This is a genomic window from Xanthomonas sp. BRIP62418, from assembly GCF_003993495.1.
Lineage (GTDB): Bacteria > Pseudomonadota > Gammaproteobacteria > Xanthomonadales > Xanthomonadaceae > Xanthomonas > Xanthomonas euroxanthea.
Window position 1 is genome coordinate 13,607 of record NZ_QEZG01000039.1, and the last position, 16,013, is coordinate 29,619.

At 66.3% G+C, this 16,013-nt stretch carries 13 protein-coding genes and 1 tRNA gene; 3 read left to right on the top strand and 11 right to left on the bottom strand.

Annotated elements, in window-relative coordinates:
* Nucleotides 1-112: 112 nt before the first annotated feature.
* The 4 genes from EO174_RS12305 to bioB all read right to left on the bottom strand — a co-directional run bounded on the left by EO174_RS12305 (nucleotide 113) and on the right by bioB (nucleotide 4,313).
* A complete protein-coding gene (locus EO174_RS12305) occupies nucleotides 113-895 on the bottom strand; it encodes an SDR family oxidoreductase (protein ID WP_126944655.1) in 783 nt (260 codons plus the stop codon).
* 43 nt (nucleotides 896-938) lie between these two features.
* On the bottom strand, nucleotides 939-1,700 hold the full coding sequence (gene bioH, locus EO174_RS12310; protein WP_104585657.1) for a pimeloyl-ACP methyl ester esterase BioH: 762 nt from the start codon (nucleotides 1,698-1,700) through the stop codon (nucleotides 939-941).
* Between the two features lie 275 nt (nucleotides 1,701-1,975).
* Nucleotides 1,976-3,181 (bottom strand): 8-amino-7-oxononanoate synthase, encoded by a 1,206-nt coding sequence (gene bioF, locus EO174_RS12315; protein ID WP_104649105.1) that lies wholly within the window; start codon nucleotides 3,179-3,181, stop codon nucleotides 1,976-1,978.
* Nucleotides 3,182-3,278: 97 nt separating this feature from the next.
* Nucleotides 3,279-4,313 (bottom strand): biotin synthase BioB, encoded by a 1,035-nt coding sequence (gene bioB, locus EO174_RS12320; RefSeq protein ID WP_104649106.1) that lies wholly within the window; start codon nucleotides 4,311-4,313, stop codon nucleotides 3,279-3,281.
* 49 nt (nucleotides 4,314-4,362) lie between these two features.
* Between bioB and EO174_RS12325 the strand changes: the two genes are divergently transcribed.
* On the top strand, nucleotides 4,363-5,088 hold the full coding sequence (locus EO174_RS12325) for a ComF family protein (protein WP_206515068.1): 726 nt from the start codon (nucleotides 4,363-4,365) through the stop codon (nucleotides 5,086-5,088).
* 109 nt (nucleotides 5,089-5,197) lie between these two features.
* On the opposite strand, the gene ubiA is transcribed toward EO174_RS12325, so the two are convergent.
* On the bottom strand, nucleotides 5,198-6,103 hold the full coding sequence (ubiA, locus tag EO174_RS12330) for a 4-hydroxybenzoate octaprenyltransferase (RefSeq protein ID WP_104649108.1): 906 nt from the start codon (nucleotides 6,101-6,103) through the stop codon (nucleotides 5,198-5,200).
* Between the two features lie 229 nt (nucleotides 6,104-6,332).
* On the opposite strand from ubiA, the gene EO174_RS12335 reads away from it, so the two are divergent.
* Nucleotides 6,333-6,409: transfer RNA gene (locus EO174_RS12335), tRNA-Arg, on the top strand.
* Nucleotides 6,410-6,828: 419 nt separating this feature from the next.
* Here the strand turns inward: EO174_RS12335 and EO174_RS12340 are convergent.
* From EO174_RS12340 to EO174_RS12365, 5 genes are all read right to left on the bottom strand, one after another.
* Complete coding sequence (locus EO174_RS12340; protein WP_104585666.1) at nucleotides 6,829-7,311, bottom strand: MarR family winged helix-turn-helix transcriptional regulator; 483 nt, start codon at nucleotides 7,309-7,311, stop codon at nucleotides 6,829-6,831.
* 274 nt (nucleotides 7,312-7,585) lie between these two features.
* Nucleotides 7,586-7,858, bottom strand: a complete 273-nt coding sequence (locus tag EO174_RS12345; RefSeq protein ID WP_119130321.1) for a hypothetical protein — start codon at nucleotides 7,856-7,858, stop codon at nucleotides 7,586-7,588.
* A gap of 307 nt (nucleotides 7,859-8,165) precedes the next feature.
* On the bottom strand, nucleotides 8,166-8,528 hold the full coding sequence (locus EO174_RS12350; protein ID WP_126944661.1) for a hypothetical protein: 363 nt from the start codon (nucleotides 8,526-8,528) through the stop codon (nucleotides 8,166-8,168).
* Nucleotides 8,529-8,896: 368 nt separating this feature from the next.
* Complete coding sequence (locus EO174_RS12360) at nucleotides 8,897-9,643, bottom strand: glucose 1-dehydrogenase (protein ID WP_115675749.1); 747 nt, start codon at nucleotides 9,641-9,643, stop codon at nucleotides 8,897-8,899.
* Between the two features lie 372 nt (nucleotides 9,644-10,015).
* On the bottom strand, nucleotides 10,016-10,357 hold the full coding sequence (locus EO174_RS12365) for an HPF/RaiA family ribosome-associated protein (protein ID WP_104585671.1): 342 nt from the start codon (nucleotides 10,355-10,357) through the stop codon (nucleotides 10,016-10,018).
* Nucleotides 10,358-10,709: 352 nt separating this feature from the next.
* On the opposite strand from EO174_RS12365, the gene EO174_RS12370 reads away from it, so the two are divergent.
* A complete protein-coding gene (locus EO174_RS12370; protein WP_164740192.1) occupies nucleotides 10,710-13,133 on the top strand; it encodes a DUF3772 domain-containing protein in 2,424 nt (807 codons plus the stop codon).
* Between the two features lie 508 nt (nucleotides 13,134-13,641).
* Here the strand turns inward: EO174_RS12370 and EO174_RS12380 are convergent.
* Nucleotides 13,642-15,750 (bottom strand): phosphoglycerol transferase I, encoded by a 2,109-nt coding sequence (locus EO174_RS12380; RefSeq protein WP_104649114.1) that lies wholly within the window; start codon nucleotides 15,748-15,750, stop codon nucleotides 13,642-13,644.
* Nucleotides 15,751-16,013: the final 263 nt, after the last annotated feature.

The following is a 16,013-nucleotide window of genomic DNA, read 5'->3' on the forward strand; positions in this document are numbered from 1 at the left end:
CCGGAGGCAACCGGAACGTCCGCCGCAGTTGCCGCAACCATCGGCCCGCAACGTCCGCCTAGAGCGCGTCGGCCACCGCATTGGCCACACCCATCGGCATGGCCGGCGCGTCCTAGAACGTGCCGGGATAGCTGCCGCCGTCGATCAGCAGGTTCTGCCCGGTGATGTAGCCGGCCTGTGCGCTGCACAGGAACGCGCAGGCCGCGCCGAATTCGTCCGGCTCGCCGAAGCGTGCGGCCGGAATGCCTGCACGCTTGCGCTCGGCGACCTCTTCGGCGCCGAGGCCTTGCTGTCGGGCGATTGCCGCGAAGTTGCCGCGCAGGCGATCGGTGGCGAACTGGCCGGGCAATAGATTGTTGATGGTGACGTTGTCGGCAACCGTGCTGCGCGCCAGCCCGGCGACGAAGCCGGTAAGGCCAGCGCGCGCGCCATTGGACAGGCCTAGGATGTCGATCGGCGCCTTCACCGCACTGGAGGTGATGTTGACGATGCGGCCGAAGCGCCGTGCGCGCATCGCATCGACGCTGGCGCGGATCAGCTCGATCGGCGCCAGCATGTTGGCATCCAGTGCGCGCAGCCAGTCGTCGCGCTCCCACTGGCGAAAATCGCCGGGCGGCGGGCCACCGGCGTTGTTGATGAGGATATCCACCTGCGGGCAGGCGGCGAGGGCATCGCTGCGTCCCTGCGGGGTGGCGATATCGGCCGCCACGCTGCGCACTTCGCCGGCGCCCGGCAGTGCGCGCAGCGCATCGGCGGACTGCTCCAGGGCATCGCGGCCGCGCGCGACGATCACCACGTTGACGCCTTCGCTGGCCAGCGCGCGTGCGCAGCCCAATCCCAGGCCCTTGCTGGCGGCGCACACCAATGCCCAGCGCCCGGCGATTCCCAGATCCATGCGTGTGTCCTCGATCAGCGATGGCGCATGATCGACGATCGGTTCACGGCACGGACGCAACGAAGCGTTGCAGCGCCTCGGCGACCTGGTCGGCGTGGCCAAGAAACGGTGCGTGGCCGCCACCGGCAATGGTCAATGCCTGCGCGTGCGGAGCCAGCGCCGCGGCGGCCTGCATGCCGGCCGCCGGCACCAGCCGGTCGCGCTGGCCGGCAATCCACAGGCTGGGGCGTGTCAGCTGCGGCAGCGCGCGGCGCAGGTCGGTGCGCTCCAGCAGGCCAAGACCTTGCTGCAACGCTGCGGCGGCTGGTTCGCCGCGCGCCACCAGCGTCTCGCGCAGGCTGCGCAACTCGGCGCGGGCATGCGCCGAGCCCAGCGTGTCCAGCGCCAGAAAGCGCTCCAGCGTGCCGCGATAATCGCGCGCCAGGTCCTGGCCGAATTGCACGAATACCTCGCGCTCGACCGCGTCGGGCCACTCGGGGCCACGCACAAAACGCGGCGTGGCCGCGATCATCGCCAGCCCGCGCACCTTGGGCTGGGTGGCTGCGGCATGCAGTGCGAACAGCCCGCCCAGCGACCAGCCGACCCACACCGCCGGCGGGGTGGCCGCGGCGATGCCGGCGACCACGTCCGGCAGCGCCAGCGGCGTGCTGTCCTCGCGGCTGAAACCGTGCCCGGGCAGGTCCACCAGATGCAGTTGATGGTGCGCGGCCAGGCGTTCCACCAGCGGCGCGAACACGCCGCCGTGCAACGCCCAACCATGCAGAAGAACCAGCGCAGGCCCGTGGCCGATGACATCGATATGCATGCGGGGATTGTCGCCGATTGGACAATCGGTGCGCGCAGATCCGTGCCGAGTCGGCGCATGGCGCTTGTACGTGGCGCGTTGACCCCGGGATCCGACGCAGCTCCGTTGCGTGCGCACATGACCCTGATCGCGGCAGTGGCAACGCCAGTGCTCCATCAGGTGTCAGCTGGGTGTGGATTGCGCGCGCAGCGCTGCGGTTTCAGTCGAGCGATCCGTGCCACCCCGAGCACCGGCGGCGCTGCCCGGCTGCTGGGCAAGCGTTTTGATCGTCGCCTTCAGGCCGACGCGCGCAGTGGCTGCCGACTGACCACATCGCGCGCCTGCACGATGGCCTCGATCAAGGCCTGCACCTGCTGCGGCGTATGCAGCGCGGACAGGGTCACACGCAGACGCGCCTTGCCTTCGGGCACGGTGGGCGGGCGAATCGCGCCAACCAGGAAGCCGGCCTGTTCCAGCGCGGCGGACATTGCCATCACCGTGGCTTCTTCGCCGCACAGCAAGGGCTGGATCGGTGTATCGGAGGCCATCAGTTCGAAGCCGTGCCGGCGTGCGCCATCGCGGAAACTGCCGATCGACTCGACCAGCTTGGCGCGTCGCCAATCGTCGCGACGCGCCAGGCGCACCGCCGCCAGGGTTGCAGCGACCTGCGCCGGCGGCAACGCGGTGGTGTAAATGTAGGGGCGCGCGGTTTCGGCCAGATGGCGTACCAGCGCTTCATCGCCGACAACGACCGCGCCATAGCCACCGAGCGCCTTGCCCAGGGTCACCAGCTGCAGCGGCACCTCGGCCACGCCCAGTCCGGCATCGGCCACGCAGCCGCGCCCCTGCGGGCCGAGCACGCCCACGCCGTGTGCGTCGTCGACATAGAACAGCGCCTGCTGCATGCGCGCCACCAGGCTCAACGCGCGCAGCGGGGCCACATCGCCATCCATGCTGAAGACGCCATCGCTGGCCAGCATCGCCGCGCCCTCGGGCGCGCCCTTGAGCTGACGCATCGCGCCTTCCACATCCAGGTGCGGATAGCGGCGCAGCCGGCAGCCGGCCAGGCGCGTGGCATCGAGCAGGCTGGCGTGGTTGAGCCGGTCCTGCACGCAGACATCGTCGTCCTCGCTGAGCAGGGCCTGCTGCACCGCCAGATTGGCGACAAAGCCGCTGCCGAACAGCAGGGCCGACGGATAACCCAGCCACTGCGCGATCTCGCGCTCCAGCGTTTCGTGCGCGGTGTGGTGGCCGCAGATCAGGTGCGAGGCGGTGGCGCCGGCGCCATCGCGCGCGGCGGCGTCCTGCAACGCAGCGACCACTTCGAACTGCTGCGACAGGCCCAGATAGTCGTTGGAGCAGAAGCCGGTCAGCCAGCGGCCATCGATCTCCAGCCGCACGCCATCGCGCCGGCCCACCAGCCGCCGTACCCGCACCCGTTCCTGGGCCACACGCAAGGTGCGCAGCGACGAAATCCGTTCGTGCAGATCGGGGCGAGCCATGGGGGCGTTCAGCGGCAGAAAGGTGCGCTAGCGTAGCCTGCCGCGCTCGGCGCGCCCAGCCGGCACCGACGATCGGTGCCGGGTGCTCGCTTCGCGGTCAGGCAGCGTGCTCGCAGGCCGTGCTGCGGGTGATCTCCGCATGCACGGTGCCCGGGTGGTCATGGTCGGCGGCGTCGACGGTGATCTGCATCGGGCGCAGGCCCAGGCGCTGGAACAGGGCCTGGTCGCGTTCGGTGTCCGGGTTGCCGGTGGTCAGCAGTTTTTCGCCGTAGAAGATCGAGTTGGCACCGGCCAGGAAGCACAGCGCCTGCAGCTCGTCGCTCATTGCTTCGCGGCCGGCGGACAGGCGCACCATCGAATGCGGCATCGTGATGCGGGCCACGGCGATCATGCGCACGAATTCGAACGGATCCAGCTGCTGGGTGCCGTGCAACGGCGTGCCGGCAACCTGCACCAGCTGGTTGATCGGCACCGAGTCCGGATGCGCCGGCAGCGTGGCCAGCGCCAGCAGCAGGCCGATACGGTGCTCGCGGGTTTCGCCCATGCCGACGATGCCGCCGCAGCAGGTCTTCAGGCCGACGTCGCGCACATGCTCCAGCGTGTTCAGGCGGTCCTGATACTGGCGGGTGTGGATGATCGAATCGTAGTAATCCGGCGCGGTATCCAGATTGTGGTTGTAGTAGTCCAGCCCCGCATCCTTGAGCGCGCGCGCCTGGCCGGCGTCGAGCATGCCGAGCGTGGCGCAGGTCTCCAGCCCCATCGCCTTGACCTCGCGGATCATCGCCGCGACCTTGGGGATGTCGCGCTCCTTGGGCGAGCGCCAGGCCGCGCCCATGCAGAAGCGCGAGGCGCCGGCGGCCTTGGCTTGCCGCGCCTTGGCGACGACCTCTTCGGTCTCCATCAGCTTCTGCGCGGTCACGCCGGTGTCGTAGCGCTGCGCCTGCGGGCAGTACGCGCAGTCTTCCGGGCAGCCGCCGGTCTTGACTGACAGCAGCGTGGAGACCTGCACTTCCGCCGGATCGAAGTGTTCGCGATGCACGCTGGCGGCGCGGTGCAGCAGCTCCGGAAACGGCAGATCGAACAGCGCCTGCAGCTCGTTGCGATCCCAGTCATGGCGTACGACAACAGACATCGGGGTTTCCTGACAGTCAGCGGCTTGGAAGCCAGGCAGTCTGGTGAGCATGCGAGAGGCTGTCAACTTCGATGAGGTGCATTCGGTTTACAGCTGGTCGCGACGGGTGTTGCGGCTGCTGCTGCCGAACGTGTGCCTGGTATGCGCCGAGGCCGGCACTGCGGATGGCGATCTCTGCCCGTGGTGCCGCGCGGCCTTGCCCGATCACGGGCGCGCCTGCCTGTGCTGCGCAACGCCGTTGTCCGCCTCCGATGAAGCGCTGCTGTGCGGGCAATGCCTGCAGCATCGGCCGCCGCTGCAGCACGTGCATGCGTGCTTCACCTATCGCTGGCCGGTGGATGGCCTGCTGCGGCGTTTCAAGTTTCGCCAGGATCTGGCCGCCGGGCGTCTGCTCAGCGAGTTGATGGTCAAGGCGTGTGCGGGCCTGCCGCGTCCGCAGGCACTGGTGCCGGTGAGTCTGCATCGGCAGCGCCTGCGTCAGCGCGGTTACGACCAGGCGCTGGAGCTGGCCAGACCGCTCGGGCGCGCGCTGCGGTTGCCCTGCCTGCCCTTGCTGCGCCGGGTCCGCGCGACCGCGCCGCAGTCGGAGCTGGATGCGGCCGAGCGCCAGCGCAACCTGCGCGGCGCCTTCGTCGCGCGTGGCACGTTGCCGGCGCATGTTGCCCTGGTGGATGACGTGATGACCACCGGTGCGACGCTGCATGCGGCGGCGCAGGCCTTGCGTCGGGCCGGCGTGCAGCGGGTGGATGCGTGGGTGTGCGCGCGGGTGCCGTGAGGCTGGGCTGCGGGTTGTGAGCTGCACCATGGAGCTTCGCCCGTACCCTCACCCCGACCCTCTCCGCTGGGAGAGGGGCTTAAGCCGAGGTGGTTTGCCCGTCTGCGGGTCAGCGCATTGCCAGGGCGGCGGCGATGCCGACGAAGATCGCCAGGCCCACCCAGTTGTTGTGCAGGAAGGCGCGGAAGCAGGGGCCGCGTTCGCGGTGGCGGGCGAGCCGGAATTCGTAGGCCACCAGCAGCGCGGCCACGCCCAGCCCTGCCAGGTACGCGATGCCGAGACCGGCACGCAGGCCGACCAGTGCCAGTGCCGCAAACATCGACGCATACAGCAGGCCCTGCGCGAGCAGGTCGAACCTGCCGAACAGGATGGCGGTGGACTTGCTGCCCATGCGGATGTCGTCCTCGCGGTCGACCATGGCGTACCAGGTGTCATAGGCCGTCGCCCACAGGATGTTGGCCGCGTACAGCAGCCAGGCCAGCCATGGCACGCTGCCCTGCACCGCGGCGAACGCCATCGGGATGCCCCAGCCGAAGGCCATGCCCAGATAGACCTGGGGCAGGTGGGTATGGCGTTTGAGATAGGGGTAGCTGGCGGCCAGGAACACGCCCGGCACGCTCAGCGCCACGGTCAGCCAGTTGAGCGTGAGCACCAGCGCGAACGCCACCAGCATCAGCACCACGAACACCCACAGCGCCTCGCGCCCGGACACCGCACCGGTGGCCAGCGGACGCGACTTGGTGCGCTCCACATGCGGGTCCAGCCAGCGGTCGGCGTAGTCGTTGATCACGCAGCCGGCCGAGCGGGTCAGCCAGACCCCGGCAGTGAACACGAACAGCGTCCACAGCGGCGGCAGGCCATCGGCAGCCAGCCACAATGCCCACCAGGTGGGCCACAGCAACAACAGGCTGCCGATCGGGCGATCGCCGCGGACCAGCTTCCAATACTGCCCCAGTCGCTGCGGCCAGGTCAGCGCGGGCGCTGTCGGCAGCTGTTCAACACCATGCTTGCTCATGCTGCAAAGGGTAGCAGTGCGGCCTGGCCGCGGTCATGCGCTGGCCGGTGATCGCGCAGTGCATCGTCCGGGCTCCCAGGCGGCTGCCCGACGCCGCGCTAGGCCGGGCAGGAGTGGGCGCGGCATCCGGGCGAACCCAGGTCGGCAACGCAATGGTGCCTGGTCGTTCGGCAGGCCTGCGCTGCGGGGTCACGCGCGCGGCGGCGGTTCTGGCATAATGCCCGACCAGGCGCTCGTAGCTCAGCCGGATAGAGTAGTGGCTTCCGAAGCCATTGGTCGGGGGTTCGAATCCCTCCGGGCGCACCAATTCACGTTCCAGGCTTGTCCCGGGATGCCAATAAACCCTCGAGAAATCGGGGGTTTATTGTTGCTGGTCCGCCGAAATCCGGGAAGGCCCATTGAAATGATTTCAATGCAAGAACAATGTCCATCTTCATGGCGAAGGATCAGATAGTCGTGCATTCGCGCTACGTGCGTACGCGGGCGGTCCGGGTGCAGCTGGTGGATTCGACCGAGCAAACGCGGGTTGGCGGGCTCACGAGAGCCGGGGGCGCTTTCCCCAGCCGTATCACCGCTGGTCGACACCTTCGGGCAGCGGTGCATCGGGCGCATCGGTAAGGCACCGCTGCAGCGCTTGATCAGCTGCTGCCTCGGGACGCTTCCTTGGCAAGCACCTGGCCGCCTCCCGCAAAAGCCCGCTCCTTACCCACATGTCATGGGGTCGGTCAGGCCTCGGACGTTCCGGCATGAAGGTCTCCAGCGGAGAATGCCAGGCATTGGCTCTCCAGGTTACGGAGTACGCGCACCGCAATGCGCCCTTCGGTGTCGTCCATGCCGGCGATCAGTTCGTTTCGCAGGCCGTCGAGCGCCTCGCCCAGTTTGAGCGACACCGCACGACCCCGTTCGGTCAGGTGCAGGGTTTTGGCGCGGCCATCGGACAGGTCCCTGCGCCGCTTCAGCAAACCGTCCCGTTCGAGTTGGGTGACCGATCGCGCAATGGCGGCCGGATCCAGCGCCGATTCCTCGGCCACGTCTTTCTGCCGGATACCATCGCCCAGCCGGGCGATCACAAGAAGAACCGCCGCGATGGACAGGGAAACGCCCAGTTGCGCCAGGGCGATTCCTGCTGCGCGTTGCCAGGCGCGCCCGGCAGGCAGCACGGTCCAGGTCAGCGTCGTTCGCCAATCTTCGCCTTCGTGAAATGACATATCCCGTGAGTCCCATTGCTGATGCGTCCGGGACGACGCGTCCGGGTTTCGCCTGTTTTGCCCGATACCTTAGCTTGATCTGCGCCGAGGCATTGAAGCGCTGGTCCGTTGTCGATGCATCAATTAAATCCCATCCGCTTCTCGCCGTTCAATCGATTCGTCGTGCGTCCGTGCTGCGACCGTCGTGAAGAGCAGGATGGACAAGCGCAGGCGCAGGACCGTGGAGCTGGATGCATCACCGGCGGCGCTCGGAAAGGCGGGAAGCACTCGGCTGTCAGGGGGCGCTACAAAAACGGGAGCCGTCTTCTTTGGTCAACGGCTGCTGTCGACGCTTGCCGTCCGGGGCAGTCCCTTCATACACCGCGCAGTTGCTGGCATCCCATTCAAAACGCGCGTCTTTGTAGTGATAACGCGCCTGGGCACGCTCGAATGCCTTGACCTCTGCGCTGGGCAGGGCGCCATCGTCGATCTTGTGTTCCTTGGCGACGGGGGCGCCCGTGCACGCACTAAGTGAAAGCGCAAGCGCTGACAAGAGACCTAGCTTCATGACCACTCCAATTCGGACGCTGACGTCGGGATAGATGGAAGGCCAGTGCGGCCCCGTTACGGAAGCAGACTGTAAGCAGGTCAGTATGAAATGTGCGTGCGAGAACTATCGCCAGGAGCGACTGACAAGAGGTAACAAGCGCTCGTCAGGGTGGATGCGGACGGTACACGGAAACCGGCGTGCACGACTGACGCGTGCTGATTCCGCGTACCGGCCCATACCCACCTGATCAGTCCAAGCGTCTGTACTTTCGTCGCTTGCTGGCGACTGACTGCTCTGGCGCCCGATGCTGGAGGACGCCGCGGACCTAATGCTTGCTGCCACTCGTGCCACGGCGAATTGTCTGCTCGGCCTCGTCCAGGGTCCTGTTGTAGCTGGCGCTCTCACCCGCGCTGACGAATCCCTGCTGCTTCGCTCTCGTTGCGGAATCGGTGCGGACCCAGCTGAGCTTCTTCTCGATCTCCGCAGCCTGGGCATTGGACAGCTTGCCTGCCTTGCGCGCCTCGGCCAGGCTAACGTTAATCGCCTCGTAACGTGCCAACACCTTGGCGTGCAGCGGATCAGGGGCGTGGCTGGCCCGCTGCTGTGCACGTGCGACGTTGACGGAACTCATTCCTGCGAAGACACCGATGCAGGTGGCAAATGTCATGAACATCAGCGTTTTCTTCATGCGATTTTTCACCTGTCATCGAATGCGAACCAACGGCCTGTCGAACCGGCCTGGACCGTGCCGCATGAGTATAGTCCAACGCCAAATTGACGGTGGATTGCTCTGAAATTTTGCATCTCGACGCGCGATTGCTGGACGCCGCCCAACAAAACCCGTGCAGCTACCACGCCGTACCGGAGGCGGCGCGGCAGTCACGGTGGTGGCGCAAGCGTTCCATCACTGCCACCACGTCGCCGCCCCTGATGTGCCGGTGCACTTCGCTGCTCACACGCTCCTTGGCAACGTCATCCCGCAGGCCAGGGCCCGGGAACGATGCCGGTTGAACCAGGCGTGGCAGCGAAGTCCCCACGCGTCTGACACGGGCAAGCTTACTGGGCGAGCAATCCACCATCGACGACATGCTCATGCCCGGTGATGTAGGACGATTCGTCGGACGCCAGGAACAGAACCAGGTTGCTGACCTCGCTGGCCTTGGCGATGCGCCCTAGTGGGATCTGGGCAACGGCATCACCGCCGTTTTCGTCCGTCCCTTCCACCATCATCGGGGTCTGGATGAAGCCCGGGTGGACCGAGTTCACACGGATGTTGTCTGCGCCATATTCGATTGCCGTCGCCTTGCTCATTCCGCGCACGGCGAACTTGCTGCCGACATAGGCCAGGCTCGGGAATCCGTAATTGGCTGCCATTCCGGCGATCGAGGAAATATTGACGATCGATCCCACCTTCGCCTTCAGCATGGAGGGGATGACCGCCTTCATGCCAAGGTAAACGGCATTCTGGTTGATCGCACAGACCTTGAGGAAATCTTCTTCGGAGATGTCCGCAGTCTTGGCAATGGGGCCCAGGATCCCTGCATTGTTGACCAGAATCGTGACGTTGCCGAATGCCGCTTCCGCTTCGGCCACCACGTTCTGCCATGCGTCCCAGCTCGTGACGTCCTGCTGGACGAAGCGAACACGCTTGTCCAGCTCGGAGGCCAGTGCATGCCCTCCCTCGGCATTGATGTCAGTGAAAACAACGTGCGCACCCTCTTCAACGAAATTGCGCACATGCGACGCGCCCATGCCCTGTGCGGCACCGGTGACGATTGCGACTTTGCCTTGCAGTCTGCCCATCATTCTTCTCCTGCGATTGAGTGGCCTCGCGGCCGCTAGTCGAAATAGTGTGTGGAAATATAGATGACGGGTCAATTAATTACTGTCGAGGCGAAGAGGACGATCAGGTGGCCCTCGAGCGTTTCGCGCTGCATGGGCCGCGGCACTTTCGACAGCCACGTCGCAACACGACCATGTCCAGGCTCAGCGCGGCGAGCAGCTCCAACGCAAAAGCAAAACGCCATCGGCCCGCTGCAGTGACACTGCAGCGGGCCGATGGCGTTTCTGATCAGGGTTGCAGGCCGGCCTGAGTATCGACGCGGCGTTGCACTGTGATGCCAGCGATGCGCCGCTTGGCAGGGGGCGAGGAGCGCCGCCCTGCGCAGGCTCGGATCAGAGCACGTCCGGCGGCGGTGTGGTGGCCTTGGCGTGCTGCTTGCCACGTGCGTGTTCGATGGCGGTGCGCAGCTTACGCGCGGCGCCGGTGACGGCCGAGGCCGTGGTTTCGGCACTATTGGTGGCCGCGATCGGCGGCAGGCCGGCGACGTGCGCCTCGATGCTGCAGGTTCGATCCGCTGCGCCGCCGCGTTGGCCGTTTTCATCGCGCAAATGCACGTCGACGCGGGTGATGTCGCTGGCGAAATGCGCCAGCTGGGCGGAGCAGGTCTTCTCGACATGCTGCACGACAGAGGGGTCATGCGGCACGTGCTTGTCGGTCTGGATCTGAATCTGCATAGAGTGTCTCCTTCGCGGTCATCCGCTGCGTCTGCCGTAGCGGTGACTCGATTCTGCGACAGCGCACCGTTGCCGCAAGGTGACAAGCTGCACCGCGTTCATGCACAGGTTGGGATGGCCCGGCGGTGCACCCGCTGCGGCGGCCGGCGCCGTAACCGCGATCGCCAACGCGCCTCCAATCGCGCAGCACCCGTCACGCCTGGCGAGCTCTGCCAGGCTGAACCCTCACGGCAGCGGCGAACTGCCCGGCTGCGGGCAGTGGATTAAGATGCCGGCACCGCGCTGGTGTGCGCCTGTCCGATGTCTGCCTGTGTCCGAATTCCGAGTTGCCCTGGGTGCCCGTCGCGGCGTGTTGCAGCGTGTGCTGTTGCTGGTCGCGTTGTGGATGGTGTGCGTGGGTGCCGCCATCGCGCAGGACGACGACACCCTGCTGGAGACCGCGCAGACGCAGCTCGACAGCATGCAGAAGGTGCTGACCCAGGCCGACGCGGGCATGGAGAAGGCCGATACCGAGCAGCTGGGCAAGCTGACCGAGGACGTCGCCGGCGCGCAGCGGCAGGCGCAGGATCTGGTGCGCACGCTGGAGCAACCGCTCAAGGAGCTCAACGGGCGCTTGGAGGGGCTTGGTGTCGCGGCGCAAAACGAACCGGCCGACCTGGTCAAACAGCGCAAGGCGCTGACCAAGGAGCGCGATCAGCTCAATGCCGAGTTCATCCGGGCCACGCTGCTGGCCTCCAACGCCAAGGACCTGGCCGACCGGCTCGAACGCGAGCGCGTGCAACGCTTCAGCGTGCAGCTCTCCACACGGGTGGCCTCGCCGTTGTCGCCGACGTTATGGCATCAGATCGGGCAGCAGTGGCCGGACGATCGTGCCCGCCTGCAGGCATTGTCCGACAAGACGGTGCAGCTGGTGCAGGCAGGTGTGGCGGCCAATGGCGTGGGCGGGCTGATCACCGCTGCCGTGGTCGCGTTGCTGCTGGCACTGCCGCTGCGCATCTTCCTGCGCCACCTGGGGCGTCGCTATGCGGCCTCGCGTGCGCCCGGCGGACGCCTGCGGCGCTCGGGGCTGGCCCTGTGGTTCCTGCTGGTCGGCACGTTGAGCCTGGGGATTGCGGCATTCGTGCTGGTCGAAGGGATCCGCGCGCTCGGCGAGCTGCCCGATGAGCTGGACCAGCTGCTGACCGGGTTTGTCGCCATCAGCGTGGTGGCTGCCTTCGTCGGTTCGCTCAGTGCCAGCCTGTTGATGAAACACCAGCCCAGCTGGCGCCTGTTCCCGCTGGACGATGCCACCGTCGACCGCCTGCGCGTGCATTGCCTGGCCACCGCGGCAGTGATCTGGTTCAGCGGCATGGCGATCAAGATCAACGAGGTGGCCGGCAGCAGTCCGGCGTTGACCGCCGCCACCGATGCGGTGGCGGCGCTGCTGTATGCGGGGTTGATCCTGTCGGCGCTGGCCGGGCTGACCCTGTCCTTGCGCGCGCACGCGGCAAATGCCGGCGTGGCCGATCCGGACAGCGATGCGCCGCCGCCGGTGGTCACGCGCGGTGGCGGCTTCATCGTGCTGATCCGCCTGCTGGGTCACCTGGCGGTGATCTTCGCGTTGATCGCAGCCCTGTTCGGTTATCTCAATCTGGCCTTGTTCGTGGAGCGGCAGATCATCTGGATCACCCTGGTGTGCAGTCTGCTCGGCCTGCTGGTGGTCTTTACCGACGATCTGATGACCTGGCTGTTCAAGCCGGACGGCCGTTTCAGTCGAGCGTTGTCGCATGCGCTCAGCATCGGCAGCGGACGCCTGGTGCAGCTCGGGCTGCTGATCTCTGCCGCGACACGGGTGTTGCTGGTGCTGCTGGGCATCGCGGTGCTGCTGACGCCGTATGGCGCCAATATCAGCGTGGTCACCGACTGGGCGGAGAACATCGCCCACGGCATCACCATCGGCAAGGAGCTGGTGATCACCCCGGGCGACGTGTTCAGGGCGCTGTGCGTGTTCCTGCTCGGCATGGGGCTGGTGCACGTGGTGCAGCAGTGGTTGCTCAACACCTATCTGCCCAAGACCGAGCTCGATGACGGTGCGCGTAACTCCATCAGCACCGTGGCGCGTTATCTGGGCTGGCTGATCGTGGTGGTGTGGGGCCTGACCGCATTGGGCCTGGATCTGAAGCGGCTTGCGCTGGTGTTGAGTGCGTTGTCGGTGGGTATCGGTTTCGGTCTGCAGGCGATCACGCAGAACTTCGTGTCGGGTCTGATCCTGCTGGCCGAGCGGCCGGTGAAGATCGGCGATTGGGTACGCATCGGCGATCAGGAGGGCGATGTACGCAAGATCAGCGTGCGTGCGACCGAGATCCAGGTCGGCGACCGCTCCACCCTGATCGTGCCCAACTCGGAATTGATCACCAAGAGCGTGCGCAACATGACGCTGTCCAACCCGATGGGCCGGGTGCAACTGCAGTTCTCGGTGCCGCTGGAAACCGACGTGGCAAAGGTGCGCAACATGCTGCTGGACCTGTTCGCCGAGCACACCAAGGTGCTGGCCGACCCGGCACCCTCGGTGTTCATCGATTCGCTGGCCGGCGGGCACGTCAACTTCAATTCGTTCGCCTACGTACGCAGCCCGCGCGATTCGTATGGGGTGCGCAGCGAGCTGTTCTTCGCGTTGCTGCAGCGGATGGAAACGGCAGGGATTGCGCTGCAATCGCCGCAGGAAATCCGCTTCAGCCGTGCAGGTGCTGCGGTGGCGCGCGATCCGGGCGATGGCACCCCGGCATCGGAAGACTGAGCCGGCCCGTGCACGATGCGCGGCGTGTCCTGCATTGGTGGTGCAGCTAAAACTCGCAGGGTCGAGGGCGCGGTGCCCTCACCGCTTGCGGGACATGCCGTGAACCCATCGCTGGGGGATCGGTGGCGGCATCCATGCCGCCACACGGTCCCGCAACCGGCAAGGACACCGCACCAGACAGTCGGTCGTCGCTCATTTGAAAAGCTGCCTGTCGTGCGGTGTGCATCAGACATGGAGCCGATACGTCATGAGCGTACGACGCATCCAGCGCCGCTCTTACCGTGCACACCGACCGTCTCGACTGGTCCTTGCCCGCTCACCGTCGCGGGACCTTGAGCGGCATGGATGCCGCGCCAGAGCCTACAGGGACGTACTTGCGGCGTGTCCCGCGATGGTGGGCGGGCAAGGGCCCTGCAGCCAGGCCGCACATCGCATGCTTCGGCCTTGCCTTTGCCTTTACCTCATCCACATACCTCGACCGAGACCGAGACCGAGACGATGGCCCGGCTCAGGAGCGATCCGCGACCTGGCTCTGTTTCACCAGGGCCAGATCGTCCACGCTGACATCTTCGGTGTAGTCCAGCCAGGCACGGATCTCCAGATCGTCCACCGCATGCTCCAGGCCCACCGGCATGCGGATGCGACCGGCCGCATCGGGCACCACCCACTGCTGGGCCAGCACCACCTTGCGCTCTGACGAGACGGCTTCCACCCAGAAGGCCCGCGTCGGCCGGCGCTTGGCGTACAGCTCCAGCATGTAACGACCGGCCTCGGTCTTGCGGGCAGTCTGCGTAAGCATGATCGGCTGGCGCACGCGGGGGCGCGGGCCTTGCTGGCTGGCCTCCAACGGCGCGTCCACGGCGATGCCGCGGGTCAGGTCCGGATCGCGATACAGCTTCATGCTCTGGTGGCGGTCGACCACCAATGCGCACCAATCGCCATCGGCCGAACCGTCCTCGAACGCCGTGCAGCGATCCACATACGCCAGCGTGCCCTCGGTGTGGGTGCGATCGAACTGGCGCGAGGTGTTTTCCAGATAGACGGTTTTGAGATTGGTGTCGTCGTCGTATTCCAGCAGCACCGGCGGGCGCACCTGTTGCACGCCCACCACCACATCGCCATTGCCATTGATGCGCAGCATGCGTGTGCTGCGCCCGGTCCACAGCGTGCGCGCGTAGGCGAGATAGCGCGGGTAGTCCTTGCCGCTGTCGCGGCTGGCCGCCACGCTGGCGCTGGGAGGCGCATCGCTGGCCAGCAGCGAGCGGCCAAAGCCCAGCGTGCGCATGCCCGGTTCCAGCAGCTGCAATAGCGTTGCACCCGAATCCAGCGTGCTGCCCGCGCGCGTGACCACTTGTTGCGGAGCGATGTCCTTGCCGAGGAACAGCAGCAGGTTCTCGCGCTTCTGCTTGGCGAGCACGTCGCTGAGATCGTTGGGCATTGCCAGGTGATCGGAGGCGATCACGATGATGGTGTTCTTGCCGTAGCGGCTGTTGCGAATGCGCGTGACCAGCTCGCCGATCAGCCGGTCGCTGCACTTGATCGCATGCAGCAGCCCGATGTCGCCCAGTGCGCTGTCGTAGTGCTGGCCCTTGCAGGCCAGCGGCAGATGGCCGGCGGGGTGGTGGGTGTCCATGGTCAGCGTGGTGAGCATGAACGGCTGGCCGGCGCGCGACAGCGTCTGGAAGCTGTCCCAGGCATCGTCCAGCAGCACATCGTCGTGCACCCCCCAGGCGGAAAAGTGCTTGGGCGCCACGCCCTTGTCGCGGAAGTAGCTGACGTCGTGCACCACATCGAAACCATGGCTGGACAGAAAGCTGCCCTTGCCGGCAAAGCTGGCATCGGCACCGCCGACATAGTGATTGCGGTAGCCCTGATCCTTGAGATAGTCGCCCAGGCAGCGTGCTTCGGGCAGGAACAGGCCCATGCGGCCCATGCTGTTTTCATCGCCGGGCGCGGTGGTCAGCGGCACGCCGCACATCGAAGCGACCATGCCGGCGATGGTCCAGCCGCTGCCTTCGGTGGAGGTGAGGTTGCGTACGTCCACTGCCTCGCTGGCCAGGGCGCGCAGGTTCGGCATCAGGCCGGGAAACACCTTTTCATCGAAGTAGGTGCGTTCCAGGCTCTCGCCGTAGATCCACACGATGTTCTTGCGCTTCTGCAAGGGCTGCTGCGGCACCAGGTATTCCGGCACCACGGTGGCGTAATCCACGGGGCGCAACTGGTAGTACAGGCGCTTGCCGTCGCGGTACAAGGGGCTGACCGCGATGCTGACCAGCAACATCATCACGAAGGCGCCAAACACCGCGTTGCCTCCGCGCGGGCGACGGAAACGCCGCACCTTCAGCAACACCAGCGGGCTGAGCGACAGCAGCACCATGCCGATAAACACGGCGATATAGGCGGAAAAATCGCTGACGCCGGCACCGTCCATGTCCGCGCGCAGGTGATACAGCGTGGCGGCGTTGATGCCATCGCCGCTGAGCCGATCCACCAGGCCCCAGGCACTGAGCAACAGCAGCAGCAACGACAACAGACCAGCCTTCAACCACGCCAGACGCGGCGAGGCGACCAAGAGCCAAAGCAGGAGCAACAGCGAAAACAACAACATCCAATGCATGCGGCAGCGTCCGTGGGGGAATGATGCGAGCGCGTACCGGACGCCTTGCTCGCCATGTCCTGTGCGTCACACCCAATGTGACACCCGGATGACGGACTATGCCGCGCCGAAGCTGACTGAAATGTTTGTTCGCGTTAAGCCATCGCCGCAGCGTGGCGGATCGCACGCGTTGACGCTCCCCTGGTCGCGGTGGCGTTCGCCAGAAATCGGCGCTATCTGCATTGCGCATTTGGCGCGCCTCTCGCAGATAGGCGACGTCGCTA